Genomic DNA, 19,887 nt, shown 5'->3' with positions numbered 1-19,887 from the left:
GGTATGCAGTTAACAGGATCACAAATTGTAATCGAATGTTTGAAAGAGCAGGGAGTAGATACCGTATTCGGTTATCCGGGCGGAGCGATTTTGAACGTATACGATGAATTGTATAAGCATAAAGATGAGATTACACATATCCTCACATCGCACGAACAGGGTGCTGCTCATGCGGCGGACGGATATGCAAGAGCAACAGGAAAAGTCGGTGTATGTCTTGCAACCAGCGGACCAGGTGCAACGAACCTTGTAACTGGGATTGCAACCGCATACATGGATTCCATTCCGGTGGTTGCAATTACTTGCAATGTGGGAGTAGCACTTCTGGGAAAAGACAGTTTCCAGGAGATTGATATAGCAGGTGTTACGATGCCGATCACAAAGCATAATTATATTGTAAAGGATGTCAATAACCTGGCGGATACAATCCGCAAGGCATTTGTGATCGCTAAAGAAGGAAGGCCAGGTCCGGTTCTGATCGATATTCCAAAGGATGTAACAGCTAATAAAGCAGAATTTATATCACGGAAACCAGAGATTGTAAAACCGTCCGAAGATATCTGCGAAGAAGATCTGGAAAGTGCAGTTCGCATGATCAGGGAGTCGGAAAGACCATATATATTTGTTGGCGGCGGGGCAATATTATCAGGAGCCAGCAAGGAATTATATGAATTTGTAAAGAAGGTAGACGCACCGGTTACCGATTCCCTGATGGGAAAAGGTGCATTCCCGGGAACGGATCCGCTGTATACCGGAATGCTTGGAATGCATGGCACCAAAACATCCAATTACGGAGTCAGTGAATGTGATCTTCTGATTGTAACAGGAGCAAGATTCAGTGACCGTGTGACAGGAAATGCTAAGAAATTTGCCAAGGATGCAAAAATCCTGCAGTTTGACGTAGATGCAGCGGAGATGAATAAAAATATCCTGATTACAGAAGGGGTAGTCGGTGATCTGAAAGTCGTTCTTCAGAAGATGAATGAACGCCTGGAACAGCAGAATCATAAGGAATGGATAGAGAAGATCATTTCTTATAAAGAAAAGTATCCAATGACATATCATCCGGATGTACTCAGTGGTCCGTTCATAGTGGAAGAAATTTACCGTCAGACAAATGGCGAAGCAATCATTTCTACGGAAGTCGGACAGCATCAGATGTGGGCGGCGCAATATTATAAATATACAGAACCAAGAACATTTCTTACATCAGGAGGGCTTGGAACGATGGGATATGGTCTTGGTGCTTCACTTGGAGCGAAGGTCGGAAGACCGGAAAAGACGGTAGTCAATATTGCAGGAGACGGATGTTTCCGTATGAATATGAATGAGATTGCTACCGCAACACGCCATAATATCCCGGTAATTCAGGTAGTGATCAATAACCATGTACTTGGTATGGTGCGTCAGTGGCAGAATCTGTTTTACGAACAGCGCTACTCGGCTACTGTACTCAATGATGCTGTAGATTTTGTAAAACTTGCAGAAGCTATGGGAGCAGAAGGAGTACGTGCATCGACCAGGGAAGAATTCAAAGAAGCATTTGCAAAGGCATTAAAGAGCGGTCACCCGGTAGTGATTGATTGTCAGATTGACAGTGATGACAAAGTATGGCCGATGGTTGCCCCTGGTGCTCCAATCAGTGAAGCTTTTGATGAGAAAGACCTGAAAACAAAAAATGCAGAATAAAAGAAGCAAAAAGTAAAGAAAAGTGGAGGAACAACAATGAGCAGAGTGTACAATTTTTCAGCAGGTCCGGCCGTATTGCCGGAAGAAGTATTAAAAGAAGCAGCAGCAGAGATGTTAGATTATAAAGGCTGTGGAATGTCGGTTATGGAAATGAGTCACCGTTCATCGGTGTTCCAGGAGATTATTGAGACAGCAGAAGCTGATATCCGTGATCTGATGCAGATTCCGGATAATTATAAGGTATTATTCCTGCAGGGCGGCGCATCTCAGCAATTTGCCATGATTCCTATGAATCTGATGAAAAATAAAGTGGCTGACTATATCGTAACCGGACAATGGGCGAAAAAGGCAGCCAAAGAAGCAGAAAAATACGGAGAGGTTCATGTAGTCGCATCTTCCGAAGATAAGACATTTTCTTATATTCCGGACTGCTCTGATCTTGAAATCTCTGAAGATGCAGATTATGTATACATCTGCGAGAATAATACGATTTATGGTACAAAGTTCAAAGAACTTCCGGATACAAAAGGGAAGACACTGGTGGCAGATGTGTCATCCTGCTTTCTGTCTGAACCGGTAGATGTGTCAAAATATGGCGTGATCTACGGAGGAGTTCAGAAAAATGTAGGACCTGCGGGTGTGGTGATCGCAATTATACGTGAAGATCTGATTACAGATGATGTATTAGATGGTACACCGACCATGCTGAAATATAAGACACATGCAGATGCCGGGTCTTTATACAATACACCGCCGGCATATGGAATCTATATCTGCGGGAAAGTATTCAAATGGCTGAAAAAGCAGGGTGGTCTGGAAGCAATCAAAGAGCGTAATGAAAAGAAGGCAAAGATTCTCTATGATTACCTGGATGAAAGTAAATTATTCAAAGGTACAGTTGTTCCAAAAGACCGTTCACTTATGAATGTTCCATTTATAACAGGTAATAAAGAGCTGGATGCAAAATTTGTAAAAGAAGCGAAAGAAGCCGGATTTGAAAATTTGAAAGGACACAGAAGTGTCGGAGGTATGCGTGCAAGTATCTACAATGCGATGCCGGTTGAAGGAGTGGAAAAACTCGTGGAATTTATGAAAGCATTTGAAAAGGAGAATCTGTAATCATGTATAAGTATCATAATCTGAATCCAATTTCACAGGTAGGACTGGATGAATTTACAAAAGACTATGCACCTGTAAGCACACCGGAGACAGCTGATGCGATCCTGGTAAGAAGTGCGGCAATGCACGAAATGGAATTTGCAGCAGATCTGAAAGCAATCGCAAGAGCCGGTGCAGGTGTGAATAATATCCCGCTTGAGAAATGTGCGGAACAGGGAATTGTTGTATTTAATACACCGGGAGCTAATGCAAATGGAGTAAAAGAACTGGTGATCGCCGGTATGCTGCTGGCATCCAGAGATATCATTGGAGGCATCAACTGGGTGCAGGAGAATGAAGAGGATGGAAACATAGCCAAAGATGCCGAAAAGGCGAAAAAAGCATTTGCGGGACAGGAATTGCAAGGAAAGAAACTTGGAGTTATCGGTCTTGGAGCAATCGGTGTGCTTGTGGCAAATGCTGCAACACATCTTGGCATGGATGTATACGGATACGATCCATATGTATCGGTGGATTCTGCATGGAGACTTTCCAGAAGTATTCATCATACAACAAATGTAGATGAAATCTATGAAAACTGTGATTACATTACCGTTCACGTGCCGGCACTTGACAGCACAAAGGGAATGATCGGAAAAGATGCCCTGAGCCTTATGAAGGAAGGTGTGATCGTTCTGAACTTTGCAAGAGATGTGCTGGTGGATTCTGAAGCAATGGTAGATGCACTTGTTGCCGGTAAAGTAAAGCATTATGTTACAGATTTCCCGACACCTGAGATTGCAGGTGTAAAGGGAGCGATTGTAATTCCTCATCTCGGAGCATCTACGGAAGAATCTGAAGATAACTGTGCAAAGATGGCAGTGAAAGAAGTGATGGATTATCTGGAAAACGGTAATATCAGACATTCGGTGAACTATCCGGATTGTGATATGGGGCTGAGAGGAGATAAGACACGTATTCTTGTATTACATCACAATGTACCGAATATGATCGGTCAGATTTCCGCTGTCCTTGCAAAAGATAATATGAATATTGCAGACCTTACGAATAAGAGCAAGGGGAAATATGCGTATACAATGATCGATGTAGATTCCGATGTGCCGGAAGGTGTTGTGGAAGAACTGAAACAGATCGGTGAAGTGTTACGTGTACGTGTTATATGTTAAATAAAACTTAATAAATTTGTAAGAATCCCTTAATTGCGAAATATGTCGAATTAGAGTATCCTATTAATGAAAGAGATGCAGTAAAGATATCTTCATATCTGATAAACAGAACTTATGAAATCCGGGGGATACAGGGAATGGACAATACAGGGATTCGATCAAGACGTAAGAAATATAGGAGAAGAGTAAGAAACATTCGTGTGGGTCTTACTCTTTTTGTCATATGCCTGATCGCAGTGGCAATACCGGTCATACGTGAAATGCTAAGAAAACCGGCACAGATTACGATACAGGTTGCTGATATTGAGGTTACGCAGGGAACAGCACTTCCGTCGTATACGGCAGATGTAAAGATACAGGACAAAGATAAGAACAAGCTTACAAAGACATATACTGCTGAGGACTTTGCAAAAGATCTGCAAAAAGGAAAAGATATTACCATTTCCAGTAAAGCTGATTCGAATATAGAAGGAACTTATGTAATTACAGCAAAACTGTCAGAGAAGATTAAAAAAGAACTGAATGGAGCATGGAAGAAAAAGGCGCAGGTAACAATCCGGAACGGAACCTGTACCGTGAAGAATCCAATCGGTGTATGGAATGGTAATAAATTTAAAAAATACGATGGAACTTATGTAACATCAGATTTCGTGGTGTCGAAGGGAAATACATATTATTTTGATGCAGATGGAAATAAAGTGACCGGCTGGCAGACCATTGAGAATGCGTTATATTGTTTTGATGAAAAAGGAATCATGCAGAAGTCCGGATGGATTACAACGGATGACGGAAGAGCATATCTGAGTGATGACGGAAAGGCACTGAGCGGCTGGCAGACCATTGACGGAAAAGAGTATTATTTTGATTCAAAAGGAATTGCGGCAACAGGAGAGTTGAAGCTCGGACTTGAGAAATGTAAATTCAGCGAGTCGGGAGAATTGCTCTCGAAAGAAAAAACAGAGATAGATCCGGGAAAACCGATGGTGGCACTTACATTTGATGATGGACCCGGACCAAGAACATCAGAGATTCTGGATCAGTTGAAAAAATATAATGCACATGCTACATTTTTTATGCTCGGAAAAAATGTAAAATCCTATCCGGATGCCATAAAGCAGATGTTGAAAGATGAAAATGAACTTGGAAACCATTCCTATGATCACCAGCAACTGACAAAGATTGATGCAGAAGCAATAGCCAAAGAGGTCAATGATACGAATGAAAATATCAAGAATATCTGTGGAAGTCCGGCTACTGTATTAAGGCCTCCGTATGGTGCAATTAATGATACAGTGAAATCAAGCGTAGGTATGCCGATGATCCTCTGGAATGTGGATACACTGGACTGGAAGACGAGAAATACACAGAGCACAATTGACGAGGTTATGCGTAATTTGAAAGACGGAGATATCATACTGATGCATGATATTCACACACAGACAGTAGATGCGGCGCTTCAGCTGATTCCAAAACTGGAAGAAGAGGGCTATCAGCTCGTAACCGTTTCGGAAATGGCAGCGGCAAAAAACAAGACGTTGGAAAACGGAACTGCTTACAGTGATTTTATAAGTACAAGTAAAAAATAATTAGATATATCTATTATAAAACAGGATCAACCGGTAAAAGTTGATCCTGTTTTTAGGTTCGTTTATAACGAAGTATTATGTTTTGCTAACAGACGGTGAATCTTTTCTGTAGGATCCATAACCTTTCCGATGCTGATATCATGGTTCATAGAATCGATGATCAGTGCGATAAACTTACTCATATCTGCGATCAGGAAATAAGGTTTTTCCTTTGCTTCGGCAGGAAGATAAGTGAGATTAGTAGTGATCACGCGGTCGATGTAACCTTTTTCATAATAATCATCAAATTTTTCAAAACCATCGGTAAAGAGTCCGAATGTGGTGCAGACAAATACCCGATTTGCTCCGCGGGCTTTAATCTGTTTTGCAACATCCAGCATACTTTCACCGGAAGAAATCATGTCGTCAATGATGATCGCATCTTTTCCATCCAGATGTTCACCTAAGAATTCATGTGCAACAATCGGATTCTTTCCGTTTACAATAGTTGAATAGTCACGGCGTTTGTAGAACATACCCATATTAACACCCATAACGTTAGAAAAGTATACAGCACGCTGCATAGCTCCCTCATCCGGGCTGATGATCATCAGATGTTCCTTGTCAACTTTAAGATCCGGCTCCGCTTTTAATAATGCTTTCATAAATTGATACGGTGGGTTAAAGCTGTCAAATCCGTGGAGAGGAATAGAATTCTGTACACGTGGATCGTGGGCATCAAATGTAAATATATTAGACACACCCATATCGATCAGTTCCTGAAGTGCAAGGGCACTGTCTAAAGATTCACGTTTGGTACGTTTGTGCTGACGGCTTTCATAGAGGAAAGGCATTAACACATTGACACGGTGCGCTTTTCCATTGGCGGCAGCAATGATTCTCTTTAAGTCCTGAAAATGATCATCCGGTGACATATGATTCAGATGGCCGTTTACAGAATAAGTAAGGCTGTGGTTACAGACATCTACCATAAGGAACAGATCTGTTCCGCGGATAGATTCTGTAAGAAGTCCTTTTGCTTCGCCACTTCCAAAACGTGGACACGGACAATCAATCAGATAATTGTCACGCAGGTAATTATAATATAATGGTGAATCTGTGTTCTTGTCCATTGTGCTTTTCCTGAATTGTACAATGTAATCATTTACTTTTTCACCAAGTTCGCGGCATGATTCCAAAGCACCGATTTTTAATGGCGCAACAGGAAGTCCGCTTTCCATTAATTTGATATTTGGCATAATAAAAACTCCTGTGTATTTTATATATTAAGTTACTCCTAATTATTTATATCACTTTTTCTATAAAAAGGTCAACTACTGATTGGACTATTTGACAAAGGTAATGTATAATAGTATCGTTAAGAGACAAATATAGAATGAAATATAGAGGAGAGTTAAGATGAGTAAACCAGTAGTTGCTATTGTGGGAAGACCGAATGTAGGGAAGTCAACCCTTTTTAATGTACTGGCGGGAGAGATGATTTCAATCGTCAAAGATACGCCCGGAGTAACAAGAGACCGTATCTATGCAGATGTCACATGGCTGGACAAAGAATTTACTATGATCGATACCGGTGGTATTGAGCCGGAGAGCAAAGATATCATTCTTGCACAGATGAGAGAACAGGCACAGATTGCTATTGATACTGCAGATGTGATCATTTTCATTACGGATGTCAGACAGGGACTTGTAGATGCCGATTCAAAAGTTGCGGATATGCTCCGCAGATCAGGCAAACCAGTCGTTCTGGCGGTGAATAAAGTAGACAGTTTTGAGAAGTTTATGCCGGATGTATACGAATTCTATAATCTGGGGATTGGTGATCCTGTGCCGGTATCTGCAGCTTCCAGACTTGGTATCGGTGACATGTTAGATGCTGTGATCGCACATTTCCCGGAACATGAAGCTGAAGAGAAAGAGGACGAGCGTCCGAGAGTGGCGATTGTAGGAAAACCAAATGTAGGAAAATCTTCAATCATCAACAAACTGACCGGAAAGCAGCGTGTGATCGTATCAGATATAGCAGGAACAACTAGAGATGCTATTGATACCAATGTGAAATATAATGGAAAAGATTATGTGTTTATTGATACTGCAGGGCTGAGACGAAAGAGCAAGATAAAAGAAGAACTGGAGCGCTACAGTATCATCCGTACGGTAACTGCAGTGGAACGGGCAGATGTCGTTCTGGTAGTAATCGATGCGACGGAAGGTGTAACGGAACAGGATGCGAAGATTGCCGGTATCGCACATGAAAGAGGGAAAGGTATCATTATTGTTGTAAATAAATGGGATGCCATTGAAAAGAATGACAAGACTATGAAAGAGTACGAGAATAATGTACGCCGTGTGCTTTCTTTTATGCCGTATGCAGAGATCATGTATGTATCGGCAGAGACGGGACAGCGCCTGAACAAGCTATATGATATGATCGATATGGTCATTGAGAACCAGACACTGCGTGTCGCAACAGGTGTTCTGAATGAGATCATGACAGAAGCTGTTGCAATGCAGCAGCCACCTTCAGACAAAGGAAAGAGACTCAAACTGTATTACATTACACAGGTAGCGGTAAAACCGCCATCATTTGTGATTTTTGTAAATAATAAAGAACTGATGCATTTTTCTTATACCAGATATCTGGAGAATAAGATCCGGGAGGCATTTGGATTCCGTGGTACAGCTTTGAAATTCTTTATCAGGGAAAGAAAGGAAAAGGATCAGTAATCATGGAACGGTTGATATGTGTACTTGTCGGATATGTGTTTGGTCTGATACAGACCGGATACATATATGGAAAAAAGAATGGCGTTGACCTTAGAAAAAAGGGGAGCGGGAATGCAGGAACAACGAATGCACTTCGTACTATGGGCTGGAAAGCAGGAGCGGTCACACTGCTTGGAGACTGCTTTAAATGCGTAGCGGCAGTGGTTGTCGTACATCTGATCTATGGAAAGACACATACAGATATGATGCCTTTACTTTCCATGTATGCCGGAATGGGAGCAGTCCTCGGACATAATTATCCATTCTATCTGAAATTCAAAGGCGGAAAAGGTATAGCAGCGACAGCAGGTCTGATCATCAGTACTACGAATATATGGATCGTACTGATCTGTCTTGCAGCATTTATTGCAATTGTTGCGGCAACCAGATATGTATCCCTTGGTTCCATGACGGTTGTTACAATCTATCTGATCAGTGTGATCGTATATGGTCAGCACGGTGGATTTGGTGTGGAGAATGTATCCTATCTGCATGAGATGTATGGTGTAGCAGCGTTTCTAATGATACTGGCATTCTGGAGACACAGAGCGAATATTAAGAGACTTTTAAGCGGCACAGAGAATAAGATCAGTGTTGGCGGAAAGGATAAAAAATAGTCAGGGATGACAGATAAAAAGAAAGGACAGGCTATGGCAAACGTAAGTGTGATCGGAGCCGGAAGCTGGGGAACAGCACTGGCATTACTATTATGTAAAAATGGACATGGTGTGACGGTATGGTCATATAAGGAAGAAGAAGTGCGCACGCTGAGTGAGAAAAGAGAACATGTAAGTAAGCTTCCGGGAGTAAAGATTCCGAATGAGATTTTTTTTACTGCGGATCTGAAAGAGGCGGTAGAAGGAAAGGACGTAGTTGTACTTGCAGTACCGTCTATTCATGTGAGAAATACTGCGAAAAAGATGAACGCATATGTAAAAGGCGGACAGATTTTAGTGGATGTAGCAAAAGGAATAGAAGAAGACACCCTGATGACACTGTCTCAGCAGATCGAAGAGGAGATACCGCAGGCAGATGTGGCGGTTCTTTCAGGACCAAGTCATGCCGAAGAAGTAGGAAGAGGTCTTCCTACAACGGTCTGTATCGGAGCACATACAGAGACAACTGCAAAGTATTTACAGCAGCTTTTTATGAATGAAGTATTCCGCGTATATATCAGTCCGGATATCCTGGGAATTGAACTTGGCGGATCGCTTAAGAATGTTATTGCACTTGCAGCCGGGGTTGCAGACGGAATGGGATATGGAGATAATACCAAGGCTGCATTGATCACCCGTGGAATTGCCGAGATATCAAGACTTGGTGTGAAGATGGGAGGAGCGGCTGAGACTTTTGGTGGTTTGGCCGGTATCGGAGATCTTATTGTAACCTGTGCAAGTGTACACAGCCGTAACCGCAAGGCCGGATATCTGATGGGACAGGGCAGAACGATGCAGGAAGCTATGGATGAAGTTAAGATGGTAGTGGAAGGTGTATATTCTGCAAAGGCAGCAGCGAAGCTTGGAAAGAAATATCAGGTATCACTTCCGATTATTGAAGAAGTAAATAAGGTGCTGTTTGAGGACAAAAGTCCGAAAGAAGCGGTAAATGAACTGATGCTGCGTGTTGGAAAAGCGGAACATATGGCTCTTCCATGGGAATAATAAAAAGAGTCAGTTTTGCAATATGATATAAAAATAACAGAGAGGAAAGATTTTTAATAATCTTTCCTCTCTGTTATTTTTTAAAGATCCGCATGTTCTATTACATACTTTTTGAAATCCATGATGACAGGTGCCTGATAGACATTTTTTAAAGTAGCCATATAAAAGAGTCTTTCCCACGAAGGTTTTTCTATTTCGATAATAGATACCGGCATATAAGAAAGAATGGGCATTTTTGGAACAACTGCAATACCAAAACCTGCACCGACAAGACCTGCAACGCCCTGATCTTCTTCCATGGAGTAAGCAATCTGCGGGTAACCTCCACATTTATGAAACAATTTGTCAATAACATGTCTTAAGCCGCTTCGTTTGGAAAAAGCAATATGCGGATAAGAAAGTGTATCTTTCAGATCAATAGAGCTGCGTTCTTCAAGCGGATGTCCTTTTGGCACGATCAATACCAGTTCCTGTTTTGCGACAGGTATGAATTCGATCAGAGGTTCATTGTCCATCATAGAGCAAAATGCAATATCATATTTCCGGTCTTTTAACCCCTGGATCATATCAGAAGTAAGACCTGTAGAACTATGAAAATAGAAATCAATCTTTTTGTCCGGCGTAGAATCCAGGAATCCTTTTACGAAACCGGGAACCACAGTACTGCTTAGAGTGCGCAGTTCCACGATGTCGATACGACCTTCACCACGACCTGTCATCTGAAGCTTGTTAACACTGGAATCAATCATATCCAGAGCCTGTTCCACATCAATGAGAAAGGCCTGCCCGCATTTTGTAAGGACTACATTCCGGCCCTCTTTCTCAAAAAGTTTTACCCCCAGTTCTTTTTCAAGAGATGCGATCGCATGACTCAGGCTTGGCTGAGTAATGGAAAGAATTTCAGCGGCTTTTGTGTAATGCTCCAGATGTGCCAACGTGGCAAAATATCTTAGATGATACAGATTCATAAAGCCGGTCCCCCTTTCTTTTGTTATATTTATATATGTTTATATCTTATCATGAACGGAGTGGAAAAACTATGAATAAAATCTATAAATTATAATAGAATAACCAATTTGTTTTTTATTTAACAAGGATATATAATCAAACCATAGCAAATATTACTAGATTGAACATTAAGTAAAAAGGGAATCTGTTCAATTTTAACAATGGAGGTAGAATTATGTCAAAAAAGAATCCAATTACAGTAAGTTCATGGACACTTGGAGATCAGTGCAAATTTGAAGACCGTGTGATCGCTGCAAAAGAAGCAGGGTATGAAGGAATCGGTCTTCGTGCAGAAACTTATGTTGATGCTTTGAATGAGGGACTTCATGACAAAGACATTCTTGCAATTCTTGATAAACATGACATGAAAGTAACAGAAGTTGAGTATATCGTTCAGTGGTGCGAAGAGCATCGTTCATACGAGCAGAAATACAAAGAGCAGATGTGCTTCCATATGTGTGAACTTTTCGGAGTTGGTCATATCAACTGTGGACTGATGGAAAATTATTCCGTAGAATATACAGCGCAGAAATTAAAAGAACTGTGTCAGAGAGCCGGAAAATACATTATTGGTGTTGAGCCAATGCCATACAGCGGTATTCCAAACCTTCAGAAAGGCTGGGAAGTTGTAAAAGCATCCGGATGTGAGAATGCAATGCTTATCCTTGATACATGGCACTGGGTAAGAGCTAATCAGCCGTATGATATTCTTACACCGGAGATCGCTGAAAAAGTTATTTCCATCCAGATCAATGATGCCTATGAGAGGCCATATGCAGATTCAATCTTAAGAGATGAGTCCATGCATGACCGTCTTGCACCTGGAACAGGAGCAAAAGATACAGCTGGATTCGTTAAGATGATCAAAGATGCAGGAATTGATCCAAAGGTTGTTGGTGTAGAAGTAATTTCTGACGAGATCCTTGGAAGAGGAATTAACGAAGCAGCAGCTTATACATATGAGAATACTGAAAAAGTATTAAAAGAAGCTTGGCCAGAACTGGTAGACTAATTTATAGAAATCAGATTTGTTCAAAAGAGAGAGGAAAAAAATAATGAAGTTCAAAAATATGTTTTCTCCGATTCAGATCGGACCAATGACAGTAAAGAACCGCTTTGTAGTACCGCCAATGGGAAATAATTTTGCAAATACAGATGGAACATGGAGCGATGAGTCTGTTGCATACTATGCTGAACGTGCAAAAGGTCAGTTTGGCCTGATCACGATCGAAGCAACAGTTGTCCATAAAGGAGCAAAGGGCGGCCCGAGAAAACCTTGTCTGTATGATGACAACAGCATTGAGAGTCTGAAAAAGATTACCGATGCCTGTCATGCAGAAGGTGCTAAGATTTCCATTCAGCTTCAGAATGCCGGACCGGAAGGAAATGCCAAGAATGCGGGAGCACCAATCCAGGCAGCAACAGCTATTGCAGCGGCTGATGGAAGAGACATTCCGGAAGCAGTTCCTACAGAGCAGGTATATGAGCTTATTAAAGGATATGGAGATGCAGCGGTCCGCGCAATGAAGGGCGGAGCAGATGCAGTGGAAATTCACATGGCACACGGTTATCTTGTGAATTCTTTTATGTCACCAAGAACGAATAAACGTGTAGATGAATTTGGTGGAAACTTCGAAAACAGAATGAGATTTTCTCGTCTGATCGTTGAAGAAGTTAAGAAGAGAACAGAAGGTAAAATTGCAGTGCTTGCACGTATCAACAGTACAGAAGATATGTTTGGCGGTCTGGATAACCATGATATGTGTGCAATTGCTTCTTATCTTGAAGATTGCGGAGTGGATGGACTTCATGTATCACGTGCGGTACATCTGAAAGATGAGTATATGTGGGCTCCGACAGGAATTCATGGCGGATTCTCGGCAGAGCTTGTAGCAAATATCAAAAATTGTGTATCTGTTCCGGTTATTACAGTCGGACGTTACACAGAGCCACAGTTCGCAGAACAGATGGTAAAACTTGGAAAAGCTGATCTGGTGGCATTTGGACGTCAGTCACTGGCAGATCCTCATACTCCTGAAAAAGCGCAGGAAGAGAGACTGGAAGATATGACACCTTGTATCGCATGTCTGCAGGGATGTGTCGCTAACATGTATGCCGGAAAACCTCTTTGCTGTCTGGTAAATCCTGTGCTTGGCCGTGAGTCAGAAGGTCTTCCGAAAGCAGAAAAGGCAAAGAAAGTATATGTCATCGGTGGCGGAGTAGCAGGTATGTGTGCCGCATTTACAGCTAAGAGACGTGGGCATGACGTGACATTATTTGAAGCTACAGATAAACTTGGTGGAAACATGAGACTGGCAGCTTATCCGCCGGGAAAAGGTGACATCACAGGTATGATCAGAAGCTATATCGTAAAATGCGAAAAAGCCGGTGTAAATATCAAGATGAACACAAAAGTAACAGCACAGATGTTAAAAGAAGATACACCGGATGTAGTTATCCTTGCAACCGGATCTGAGACATTAGTCCTTCCGTTTATCAAAGGTATCCACAACCCTGATATTGTATATGGTGTGGATTGTCTGGAAGGAACACGTCCGATAGGACATAAAGTCTTAGTTGTAGGCGGCGGTATGGTAGGTGCCGAGACAGCAGATTTCCTTGCTGAACAGGGACATGAAGTATCTGTTATCGAGATGAGAGATGCCATTGGACCGGATGTGATCCACGAGCACCGTATCTTCCTTATGGAAGCATTTGAAAAATACGGAATTGAACAGATTACAAGTGCAGCAGTATCTGAAATCTTCTCAGACGGCGTAAGCTATAAGAATGCCGCAGATAAATCTGATGAGACAATTTACGAGGCAAGAGGATTCGACACAGTTGTTCTTTCTATGGGATTCAGCTCCCGTTATACACACCGCGATGGTCAGAATGTTGTATATGACTTCGCCGATGAATTAAAGGACATCGTTCCGGAAGTTCATGTAGTAGGTGATGCAGTAAGAGCACGTCGTGCATTGGATGCTACAAAAGAAGCTTACGATGTGGCATTAAAACTTTAATAATTGAATTTAGAAATGATAAGAATGTGTATGTGACAGCCCGCAGCATACGGGCTGTTATGAATAAGAGAAAACCAGGAGGGTTAAGATCATGGAAAAAAGAATTTCCGGACATACAGGCTTAATGGCGTTATTTGGAACACCGGTCGGACATTCAGGATCTCCTGCAATGTACAACTTCAGCTTCCAGCATGATGGATTGGATTATGCGTATATGGCATTTGATGTAACAGAAGAGGAAATGCCGAAAGTATTCGAGTCTATCCGTTTATTAAATATGCGTGGTGGTAACTTTACTATGCCATGCAAGAACATCGCTGCACAGCTGGTGGACAAACTATCACCTGCAGCTGAGATCATCGGAGCCTGCAATGTATTCGTTAACGATGACGGAGTAATCACAGGACACATTACAGATGGTGTCGGATTCGTTAAGAATCTGGAACTCAACGGAGCACCTGTAAAAGACAAAAAGGTTGTTGTCCTTGGAGCAGGCGGAGCTGCTACAGCAATTCAGGTTCAGTTAGCACTGGATGGAGCAAAAGAAGTAAATATCTTCAATATCAAAGATAAATTCTTTGAAAGAGCAGAAGGAACAAAAGCTAAATTAGCAGAGAAGTGTCCGGAGTGTGTAGTTACCGTAGATGACCTTGATGACAAGGTTAAACTGGAAGAAGCAATCAAAGCATGTGACATTCTTGTAAATGCTACAATTATGGGAATGAAACCACATCAGGATGTGACACTGGTTGACAAATCGTTATTCCGTAAAGATCTGGTTGTTGCAGATACTGTATACAGCCCGGAAAAAACAAAAATGATCCTGGAAGCAGAAGAAGCAGGATGCAAGGCAATCGGCGGAGTGGGAATGCTTCAGCAGCAGGGAGCAGTAAACTATGGACTGTTCGTTGGAAAAGAAATGCCGCTTGCCGAGTATCAGGAATTCCAGAAAGCACAGGCAAAATAAAAGACAAAGGAGAATGAGGGAATGAAAGCAAAGAAATATTTATGGTCTATCATCTGCGTATATTTTTGCTATCTGACACATGGAATTCAGGCAATTATATTAAGCCAGAATAATGTGAATTTCGCAAAACAGTGGGGATTCAATATGTCAGATCCGCAGTCTGCAGCATATGCAGCAGGACTTGCAGCAGTAAGTACAGCAGTTGCATGGACTGGATTTGGTAAATTCATAAGCGTATGGATTGGTGGAGAAATCTCTGACCGTGTCGGACGTAAGAAACTGATGATCGGTGGAGCAGCATTATATATTATCTGCTTCCTTGGATTCTTATTTACTAAGAGTGCACTGGTTGCTTCTGTATGCGGTTTTGCATCTGGAGTTGCAACTTCAGGATTCTGGGATGCTTCAGGATACCCTGCAGTACAGGAAGCTTATCCGGCAGCACCTGGATCAGCGCTTGTAGGAATCAAATTCTTTGTTTCACTGTCAGGTATGGTATATCCACTTCTGGTAGTACATAATGCAAACAGTGGAAACTGGAAATTAAATGTTATGATTCCGGTAGTTATGTCTATTATCTGTTTAGTACTTGCAATTATTGCACCATTCGTATATGATGATCAGAAGAAGGCATCGGAAGGAAATGATGGAAAATCAAAAAATGCAGTACAGGCAGAAATTGATGCAGCGAAAGCAGCTATGCTTACAAAACCGAGCAAATTTGTAGTATTTCTGGTAATGTTTTATGCATTCCTCTGCATGGCAATCATGTATGGTGCTCAGCAGTATACGAAAGCGTTCGGATTATCTGTATGTGGATTGTCTGAGATGCAGGCAGCAGGTATGACATCTATCTATACAATCGGTTCTATCTGTGCAGTACTTTTCTGGGCATTCATGATGGCTAAGTTAAAATGGAGCCCGCTGAAAGTTGTCCTGATTGATTCTATCTGTACAGCAGCAGCTCTTGCAGGTGTGCTGTTTATTCATCAGGTGGCAATCATCTATGTTGCAATTGCAATGTTAGGATTTTTTGCGGCAGGTGGTGCCCTTCAGACTGGTCTTGCAGTGGTTCAGCTGTTTAACCCGGGACCAAAGGGAAGAAACACCGGTATCTATTACACATTTATGGGTGCAGCAAGCTACCTGATCCCGGTAGTGGCAGCACAGCTTACAAAAGCATCGGGTGAGGCAAATGCAGTATACAGCCTCATGATCATGTTATTGGTATTTGCAATTCTTGCTATTTTAAGTTCCCTCTACTTAGTAGCGCAGCACAAGAAAATCTTCGGAAAGAGTGCATTGTAAAAAAATGTAATGAAGGACAAAAAGGGACTGTTGTTCCGGATGGCAGCGGATAGACAGTCCCTTCCTTTTAACATAGGATTGTTAAAAAAAAGACATTCATAGAAAATACTAAAAAATTAGAGGATAATACATGCCATTCTATAGAAAACATCTATGGAATGACCGGTGTTATATCATAATAGCTAGCTGATGCTGAAGCATACGAAGAATATTTGTATGAAAAAATCATAAGACGAAGGAGGACACTCAAAGATGAGTCCGAAAAGAGCAAAAAGAGCCAATGAACTTCCCTTTATTCCTCTTGGTCCATTTCAATGGAGAATTCCGGGAATCCATTACAGAGTAGAATATGTGGAATTTTTTCAGGGTCTGATCCTTGGCGCAACAGCTTTAAGTTCTATTCCGTATCTGACAGATAATCTTGGACTTCCATATGAACTTGCATGGAGCTGTGTCATCATTGAAGTATTTATGTATATGCTTCATGGATGGTTAGGGGATCCGGTAGTTCCGGGATGGATTACTCCGACACTGCCATTTACCCTGGCGTATTTAAATGGGTTCGAAAAGGGACCAGACAGAATACAGGCAATGATCGCGTTGCAGCTTCTGGTCGCATTTGTATTTATATTTATGGGAATTACGAAACTGGCAGACAAATTTGTAAATGGTGTGCCAAATTCAATTAAAGGTGGTATCTTGATCGCTGCACCGATTACGGTATTGCAGGGACAATTATCGGATGGAAGCCAGCTTATGACTGCACCGGTAGCAACACTCGCCGGTACATTATTGCTCGCATTTTTAAGCTTTTCACCATTCTGCGAAAAGAACAGAAGTAAATATAAAATATTAGATATCATGGCAAAATACGGCAATTTGTTCCCGTATCTGATTGCTATGGTAGCAGGGGTTGCTCTTGGAGAGTTATCAAAACCTGTATTAGAACTTGGAACAGTCATCAGAATTCCTGATTTCAGTAATATATTCCATACAGTCAGTATCTTTGCGGTAGGTTTCCCTCCGCTTTCAAAGTTCATCAGTGCCATACCTCTGGCCTTGATCTGCTATGTACTGGCATTTGGAGATTTTGTTACATCAAAGACTCTGGTAGAGGAAGCACAGGAGAGCAGAAGCGATGAATATATTGACTTTAACTCGAGCAGATCAAATCTGATCAGTGGACTGAGAAACCTGATCCTTGCGATTTTCGCACCATTCCCACCACTGGCAGGACCGCTTTGGGTTGGAATGACCGTATCGGTAGCAATGCGCTATAAAGAAGGAAAGAAAGCAATGAAATCATTGATCGGTGGAATGAGTTCTTTCCGTATGGCGACATTTATCAGTGTTATTCTGGTACCGATCGTATCTTTCATGAAACCAATCATGGGAGTCGGATCGGCAATCACATTATTGTTCCAGGCTTATGTCTGTGCCAGAATAGGTATGGAATACTGTCAGTCTAACACAGATAAGAGTATTGCAGGTGTTATGGCAGCGGTATTGGCATTCAAAGGATCCGGATGGGCATTGCTTGTCGGTTTTGTAATGAACCTGTTACTTTCAAATATGGATTTCCAGAAGAAAAAACTGGGAGCGCTTACAACGGAAGAACTGGATCAGGTAGAAGCGAAAAGAAACGAAGAAGTGCAGAGGCTTCTTGCCCAGAAAAAACAGGAATAAAAATAATAAAATAAACATAAAATGAGGGCCTGTGGGAATATCCATGGGCCCTCTCTCTGCTTGAATTTTTTTACAGTGCATCGTGCACAATCTGAAGTGCCTGATGTAATGCTTCTGCTCCAATCTGTCCGGGTGCAGAAGCCTGTGCGCCGGAACCAAATGTCAGACAGGATCCAAATATCTCACAGGCAATACGGCTGATACTTCCAAGCCCCGCCATGGACATCGTGATGATCGGTCTGTCGGCATAGTCGGATGCCATCTCTTCAGTTGCGGAAAGAAGAGTCAGGACATCTTTTTTCGTCTGCGGCATAACAGCCATCTTAGGGATATCGGCTCCCATATCCTGCATTTTGCGAAGACGGTATAGAAGATCAGATTTGGCAGGCGTTTTGTCAAAATCATGGTTAGAGGCAATGACTTTTGTGCCGGAAGCATGAATCGCATCGATCATTTCCCTTACAATATCATCACCCGTAAAGATCTCTACGTCAATGATATCCGCATTGCCGGTGGCGGCAACGGCTTTGTTGAGCTTGGCGTATTTTTCTGTGGACATTGGATGTACGCCGCCCTCTTTGTCTGTACGGAATGTACAGAGAAGAGGAGTATCACCCATTACATTACGAAGTTCTTTTACGAGTTCTGTGACTTTTGCAATATCTTCGACATCTTCATACCAGTCCATACGCCATTCCATCAGATCCATATGCATATCAAGATATGTACGGGTAAGGGAAAGGATGTCCTCTTTTGTCTTACCGACATTAGGAATGCAGATTGCCGGAATTCCGTTTCCAAGTTCCAGATTTCTTACTTTTACAGTGTTCATAGAAAACTTCTCCTTAATCTTCATAAACGTAGGAAATTCCCAGTTTTTCTTTCATATATTCGCTGTCCACACGTTTGCCGAGAATCAGTTCGATAGCGGCAATTGCCTGGAAGAGCATCATGCCCTGACCATTCATTGTTTTACATCCTGCATGTCGTGCCATTTTGAGCATTGCTGTTTCGTGTGGTGCGTAGACAACATCCGTTACGATAAGATCAGGGCGGAAGAAAGAAGGATCAGGAATATAGGTAATTCCTTCGAGCGGTTTCATTCCAACACCTGTGGCATTTGTGAAAAGATAAGATGAATGCATCTCTTCTTTTAATTTGTCCAGATCTTCCAGTGGATAGAATGTTGCTTTACAATTGGTATTTTCGTTGATTTTTTTTACCGTATCCAGTGCATTCTGTTTGAATTTGTCGTCTCTTGCGAAAATAGACATCTCAGCAACACCATCCAGTGCAGCCTGAATTTCAACAGCAGTAGCAGCTCCACCGGAACCTACAATTGTCAGTTTCTTTCCGGCAGGATCAATATCATTGTCTTTTAAAGACTGTATATAACCGATACCGTCTGTGATGTGTCCGACCAGGTAGCCATCTTTGTTAACGATGGTATTTACTGCGCCGCAGAGTCTGGCAGCTGGAGAGATTTCATCCAGATACTGATGTACGATTGTTTTATTTGGCATTGAAACATTGGCACCACGGAGTTTCAGTGCACGTAAGCCTTTGATCGCGTCTTCAAGTTCAGGTGCATCTACTTCAAATGCCAGATTTACGATATCAACACCCAACTTTTCGTAAGCTGCATTATGTGTTGCCGGTGACTGTGAGTGACGGATAGGATAAGCCAGAAGACCGATTAATTCGGTGTGTCCGGTAATCTGATGTCTTTCCATAATAAGAAATCTCCTTTTTGTAATAAAACTTAGTCTTTGCTTATATTTTAACAAATTGCAGATGCATAATCAAATGCTAAACAGATACGGAAATGATAGAAAATGACTATTGATCTGTAGTACAAGTTCTATAAAGAGCGAAGAAGTGCATATACTTTAACAGCACAGCAGG

General features: G+C 41.9%; 16 protein-coding genes. 12 read left to right on the top strand and 4 right to left on the bottom strand.

Translation table 11 applies throughout. The features are described from left to right. Positions 1-3: 3 nt before the first annotated feature. The 4 genes from ilvB to GT508_RS05665 all read left to right on the top strand — a co-directional run bounded on the left by ilvB (position 4) and on the right by GT508_RS05665 (position 5,560). Positions 4-1,689 carry a biosynthetic-type acetolactate synthase large subunit gene (gene ilvB, locus GT508_RS05680; protein WP_161143745.1) on the top strand — a complete coding sequence of 562 codons (1,686 nt, stop codon included), beginning with the start codon at positions 4-6 and terminating at the stop codon, positions 1,687-1,689. Positions 1,690-1,725: 36 nt separating this feature from the next. After that, positions 1,726-2,808 carry a 3-phosphoserine/phosphohydroxythreonine transaminase gene (serC, locus tag GT508_RS05675; RefSeq protein ID WP_055284772.1) on the top strand — a complete coding sequence of 361 codons (1,083 nt, stop codon included), beginning with the start codon at positions 1,726-1,728 and terminating at the stop codon, positions 2,806-2,808. A gap of 2 nt (positions 2,809-2,810) precedes the next feature. Further along, entirely contained in the window at positions 2,811-3,974 is a 1,164-nt protein-coding gene (locus GT508_RS05670; protein ID WP_161143744.1) for a phosphoglycerate dehydrogenase, read from the top strand. A gap of 137 nt (positions 3,975-4,111) precedes the next feature. Then, positions 4,112-5,560: a polysaccharide deacetylase family protein gene (locus tag GT508_RS05665; protein ID WP_161143743.1), complete on the top strand. Its 1,449-nt coding sequence runs from the start codon at positions 4,112-4,114 to the stop codon at positions 5,558-5,560. Positions 5,561-5,622: 62 nt separating this feature from the next. Here the strand turns inward: GT508_RS05665 and GT508_RS05660 are convergent, their stop codons facing one another. After that, entirely contained in the window at positions 5,623-6,798 is a 1,176-nt protein-coding gene (locus GT508_RS05660; RefSeq protein ID WP_028086295.1) for a ribose-phosphate pyrophosphokinase, read from the bottom strand. Positions 6,799-6,958: 160 nt separating this feature from the next. On the opposite strand from GT508_RS05660, the gene der reads away from it, so the two are divergent. Genes der through GT508_RS05645 form a run of 3 tightly spaced genes read left to right on the top strand, consistent with a single transcriptional unit; the run spans position 6,959 to position 9,987 of the window. Further along, positions 6,959-8,287, top strand: coding sequence for a ribosome biogenesis GTPase Der (der, locus tag GT508_RS05655; RefSeq protein WP_028086296.1), 1,329 nt, complete (start codon positions 6,959-6,961; stop codon positions 8,285-8,287). 2 nt (positions 8,288-8,289) lie between these two features. After that, entirely contained in the window at positions 8,290-8,943 is a 654-nt protein-coding gene (gene plsY / locus GT508_RS05650) for a glycerol-3-phosphate 1-O-acyltransferase PlsY (RefSeq protein WP_055284779.1), read from the top strand. Positions 8,944-8,976: 33 nt separating this feature from the next. Beyond that, a complete protein-coding gene (locus tag GT508_RS05645; protein WP_243144073.1) occupies positions 8,977-9,987 on the top strand; it encodes an NAD(P)H-dependent glycerol-3-phosphate dehydrogenase in 1,011 nt (336 codons plus the stop codon). Positions 9,988-10,067: 80 nt separating this feature from the next. On the opposite strand, the gene GT508_RS05640 is transcribed toward GT508_RS05645, so the two are convergent. Continuing rightward, a complete protein-coding gene (locus GT508_RS05640; protein ID WP_055284780.1) occupies positions 10,068-10,955 on the bottom strand; it encodes a LysR family transcriptional regulator in 888 nt (295 codons plus the stop codon). Between the two features lie 215 nt (positions 10,956-11,170). Between GT508_RS05640 and GT508_RS05635 the strand changes: the two genes are divergently transcribed. The 5 genes from GT508_RS05635 (at position 11,171) to GT508_RS05615 (ending at position 17,982) form a co-directional block, all read left to right on the top strand. Beyond that, a complete protein-coding gene (locus GT508_RS05635) occupies positions 11,171-12,007 on the top strand; it encodes a sugar phosphate isomerase/epimerase family protein (RefSeq protein WP_055284782.1) in 837 nt (278 codons plus the stop codon). Between the two features lie 43 nt (positions 12,008-12,050). Beyond that, complete coding sequence (locus GT508_RS05630) at positions 12,051-14,021, top strand: FAD-dependent oxidoreductase (RefSeq protein WP_161143741.1); 1,971 nt, start codon at positions 12,051-12,053, stop codon at positions 14,019-14,021. Positions 14,022-14,112: 91 nt separating this feature from the next. Next, a complete protein-coding gene (locus tag GT508_RS05625) occupies positions 14,113-14,988 on the top strand; it encodes a shikimate dehydrogenase (RefSeq protein WP_161143740.1) in 876 nt (291 codons plus the stop codon). Between the two features lie 21 nt (positions 14,989-15,009). After that, a complete protein-coding gene (locus GT508_RS05620) occupies positions 15,010-16,296 on the top strand; it encodes an MFS transporter (RefSeq protein ID WP_161143739.1) in 1,287 nt (428 codons plus the stop codon). Positions 16,297-16,548: 252 nt separating this feature from the next. Continuing rightward, positions 16,549-17,982 (top strand): hypothetical protein, encoded by a 1,434-nt coding sequence (locus GT508_RS05615; RefSeq protein ID WP_161143738.1) that lies wholly within the window; start codon positions 16,549-16,551, stop codon positions 17,980-17,982. A 70-nt stretch (positions 17,983-18,052) separates the two neighbouring features. Here the strand turns inward: GT508_RS05615 and aroD are convergent, their stop codons facing one another. Beyond that, positions 18,053-18,814 (bottom strand): type I 3-dehydroquinate dehydratase, encoded by a 762-nt coding sequence (aroD, locus tag GT508_RS05610; RefSeq protein ID WP_161143737.1) that lies wholly within the window; start codon positions 18,812-18,814, stop codon positions 18,053-18,055. Between the two features lie 13 nt (positions 18,815-18,827). Further along, positions 18,828-19,715: a shikimate dehydrogenase gene (locus GT508_RS05605; RefSeq protein WP_161143736.1), complete on the bottom strand. Its 888-nt coding sequence runs from the start codon at positions 19,713-19,715 to the stop codon at positions 18,828-18,830. Positions 19,716-19,887 lie beyond the last annotated feature (172 nt).

The sequence above is a fragment of the Dorea sp. BIOML-A1 genome (genome assembly GCF_009875615.1).
GTDB lineage: Bacteria > Bacillota > Clostridia > Lachnospirales > Lachnospiraceae > Dorea_A > Dorea_A amylophila.
This window is presented reverse-complemented; position numbering and strand designations above follow the sequence as displayed.